The sequence below is a fragment of the Actinosynnema sp. NPDC059797 genome (assembly GCF_042732085.1).
Taxonomy (GTDB): domain Bacteria; phylum Actinomycetota; class Actinomycetes; order Mycobacteriales; family Pseudonocardiaceae; genus Actinosynnema.
In genome coordinates this window covers 1-3645 of record NZ_JBHWIE010000545.1, presented here as the reverse complement: position 1 = coordinate 3645, position 3645 = coordinate 1, and the positions used below count along the sequence as shown (strand labels likewise).

General features: G+C 73.5%; 4 protein-coding genes. 3 read left to right on the top strand and 1 reads right to left on the bottom strand.

From position 1 onward, the window contains the following. The 3 genes from ACFV4N_RS41365 to ACFV4N_RS41355 all read left to right on the top strand — a co-directional run. A partial coding sequence (locus ACFV4N_RS41365; protein ID WP_499678158.1) for an anthrone oxygenase family protein occupies positions 1 to 243 on the top strand: 243 nt, incomplete at its 5' end. 550 nt (positions 244 to 793) lie between these two features. Continuing rightward, positions 794 to 1381 (top strand): carbonic anhydrase, encoded by a 588-nt coding sequence (locus ACFV4N_RS41360; RefSeq protein ID WP_499678157.1) that lies wholly within the window; start codon positions 794 to 796, stop codon positions 1379 to 1381. Between the two features lie 28 nt (positions 1382 to 1409). After that, positions 1410 to 2873 (top strand): SulP family inorganic anion transporter, encoded by a 1464-nt coding sequence (locus ACFV4N_RS41355; RefSeq protein WP_499678156.1) that lies wholly within the window; start codon positions 1410 to 1412, stop codon positions 2871 to 2873. Between the two features lie 63 nt (positions 2874 to 2936). Here the strand turns inward: ACFV4N_RS41355 and ACFV4N_RS41350 are convergent. Beyond that, the coding region (locus tag ACFV4N_RS41350) for a serine hydrolase (protein WP_499678155.1) at positions 2937 to 3645 on the bottom strand (709 nt) is incomplete at its 5' end.

The window sequence follows — 3645 nt, the reverse complement described above, 5'->3', positions numbered from 1 at the left end:
GTCTCGGTGGTCGCCGCCTTCGAGGGCGACCCCTGGGCGTGGGCGGGCGCGGGCCTGTACCTCCTGGGCGGCGTCGTGCTCACGGCCGCCTTCCACGCCCCGCGCAACCACCGGTTGGAGCAGGCGGGCTCGACGGACTACTGGGACCGGTTCCTGCGCGAGTGGGTGCCCGGCAACCACGTCCGCGCCCTCGCCTCCCTCGCCGCCGGCGCCGCGTTCGTGCTGGCCGCCCTCGACTGGTAGTTACTCTCGGTTATATAACACCCTTTTGATGAGCTGGGTCACAAACGTTCGGGTGAACGTCTGTCAAAACTGCACGAAGACGGTTCATCATTAACCGTCGCATCACTCTCTTTTGTGACACTTGATGCAGGATCAACTCATCGGGGGGTGTCATGACGCGCGCTGTCGCAGCACTGGTCGCATTGCTGCTCGTCGCCGTCTTCGCCCCGGCGCCCGCCGGTCCCACCGCCCTCGCGCGCGCGGTCCCGGCGGGCCACGGCGCGCCCGTGCCGGCCGAGGAGGAGAGCCCCCGGGAGCAACGGCAGGCCCTCGAGTCGCGATCTTGGTCGCCCCGGTTTCCGCCGGCCAGGAATATGAAAGCGGCTTCATGTAGGGCTTGCGAGCCGATCACCCGGCCGTCCCGGACCGCCGGGTCGCCGCGCCCCGACCGGGGCCGCGCCGAGCACCTCAGAACCTGGACCGAACCCGCCGCCCTCCAGGTGTTCCGGAACTGATCCACGCCCTTCCGCCGCCGATCGCACGTCCGTCGACCGACGAGTGGGGAAATTCCGTGGAATTCCAACACCTGGTACAGCAAGCACGCACGCATTCACTGCGCAGGACCCCGGAAACGGGTCGCAGGCTCGCCGGCGGTCAATCGCCGACCGCCCTGTTCATCACGTGCGCCGACTCACGCATCGTGACCACCTCCATCACCGGCGCCGAGCCCGGCACCCTGTTCGAGCTGCGCACGGCGGGCAACGTCATCCCCGCCCACGACCCCGACTCCGCCTCCAGCGAGATCGCGACCATCGAGTTCGCGGTCGTCCAGCTGGGCGTGTCGGAGGTCGTGGTCTGCGGCCACTCGCACTGCGGCGCGGTCCGGGCCCTCCACTCGGGCCGCACCGCGCTCGACCACCTGCCGAACATGAGGCGCTGGCTCGCCTCCCACGCCCGTTTCCGCCCGTACGCCGAGCCCGACGAGGCCCTGCGCGCCGAGGGCCAACGGCACGTCCTGGCCCAGCTGGCCGCGCTGCGCGACTACCCGTTCGTGCGCGAGCGCGTCGACTCCGGGGCCCTGCGCCTGCACGGCTGGTTCTACGACATCGAGTCCGGCGAGGTCCACACCCACCGCGCCGACCTCTTCCAGCCGCTGTGAGCGGCTCTCACGCCTTCGGAGTCTTCAAGTGAGCACGTACATCGCACGATCCGCCCCACCGGGGCGGGCAACGAACTTCTGGCCCGACGTCGGCGCGTCGCTGGTGGTGTTCCTGGTGGCGCTCCCGCTGTGCGTGGGCATCGCCGTCGCCTCCGGCGTGCCCGCCGAACTGGGCATCGTCACCGGCGTGGTGGGCGGCCTCGTGGTCGGCCTGCTGCCCGGCAGCACCATGCAGGTCAGCGGTCCCGCCGCGGGCCTGACCGTGCTGGTCGCCGACACCGTCGCGGCGCACGGCCTGCGCGCGCTCGGCCTGATCGTCCTGGGCTCGGGCCTGCTCCAGGTCGCCATGGGCCTGCTGCGCCTGGGCCGCTGGTTCCGCGCCATCTCGCCCTCGGTGGTGCAGGGCATGCTCGCCGGCATCGGCCTGGTGCTGGTGCTCGGCCAGCTCTACCCGTTCGCCGCGCGGGACCAGCCCGCGACCACCGGCGAGAAGTTCGCCGGCCTGCCCGACCTGGTGGTGGCCGCGCTGACCACCCCGTCCGGCCTGAGCGGCGTGGCCGTCGGCGTGCTCACGCTCGTCGTGGCCTCGGTGTGGAAGCGGACGCCGTTCCGGGCGGTGCCCGGGATGCTGGTGGCCGCCGTGGTCGCCAGCGCGGTCGGCCTGCTGCTCCCGCTGCCGCGCATCTCGGTCGGCTCGCTGGGCGACGTGGTGTCGTCGGTGGACCTCTCGCTGTTCGACGCCGGCGTGCTGGGCGCGATGCTGACGTTCGCCCTCGTGGCGTCGGCGGAGAGCCTGTTCAGCGCGGCGGCGGTGGACCGGATGCACGACGGGCCGCGCACGAAGTACGACAAGGAGCTGGTGGCGCAGGGCGTCGGCAACACCGTGTGCGGCGTGCTCGGCGCGCTGCCGATGACCGCGGTGATCGTGCGCAGCTCGGCCAACGTGGAGGCGGGCGCGCGAACCCGCCTGTCCCGCGTCCTGCACGGCGCGTGGCTGCTGCTGTTCGTCGTGCTGCTGCCGGGCGTGCTGGCCTACGTGCCGCTGGCGGTGCTGGCGGCGCTGCTGGTGCAGGCGGGCTGGAAGCTGCTCGCGCCGGGCCGGGTGCTGGCGCTGTTCCGCACCGACCGCGCGGAGGCGGGCGTGCTGGTGCTCACCGCGGGCCTGATCGTGCTGACGGACCTGCTGACCGGCACGCTGGTCGGCCTGCTGGCCGCGGTGGTGAAGACGGCGTGGGACGTGTCCCGCCTGTCGGTCACCGTCACCCGCCACGGCGAGGACCACCACCACGTCGCGGTGCGGGGCAACGCCACGTTCCTCAAGCTGCCCGCGCTGCTGGAGACCCTGGAGTCCCTGCCCGACGGGGAGGGCCGGCACGTGCGCGTGGACCTGAGCGGCGTCCGCCACCTCGACCAGGCGTGCGGCCAGGCGATCGACCAGTGGGCGGCGCGGCGCGAGGGCGTCGAGCTGATCCAACCGGTGTCCGCCGACTGATCGGCCACCCCCGGCGCGGGCCCGCCCCTCGCGCCGGGGACCGGCGCGCCGCGTGCCGCCGACTCACCCGGCCCGCGACAACGCCGACAGCAGCGCGCCCGTGACGCCGGTCAGCCGGTCCTTCGCCCCCTGCTCCGCCACCCCGGACTGGACCGTCAGCGCCACCACCGCGTACCGGCCGTCCGCCACCCCGGCCGTGTGGAGGTACAGGTCCGCCGGCAGGTACCACATCCAGCCCTGCTTGGCGTAGGCGTCCGTGCCCGGGGAGAGCAGGCCGAAGGCCTGGTCGAAGCCGTCCGCCGCGGTCGCCGGGGCGGACTTGAGGGCGTCCACCACCGACGGCAGCTCCGCCACCGCGTACCGCAGCACCTTCGCCACGTCGTTCGCCGACACCTCGACGTCGCCCCACTGGGAGGCGTCCGCGGGCGCGCGCGTCGCGGTCAGGCCGAGCAGGGCCGCGACCCGGGACACCGCGCCCAGGCCGTCGTGCAGGGTCCACAGCGCGTTCATGGCCTCGTCGTCGCTCAGGCTCAGCGCGCGGCGCAGGCGTTCCGCGTCCGCCGCGGGCAGTTCGCCCGAGGTCAGCAGGTCGACGGCCACCAGCAGCTTGCTCAGCGACGCCGAGGGGAACGGCACGTCGGCGTCGTGACCGGCCGCGGCGCCGGTCTCCAGGTCCACCACGGCCAGCCCGAGGTCGAGGCCGGCGCCGGCCTCGACCGCCCGCGCCACCGCTCCCGGCAGGTCCGGCGCGGTGGTGTCGGGGCCGCGCGGT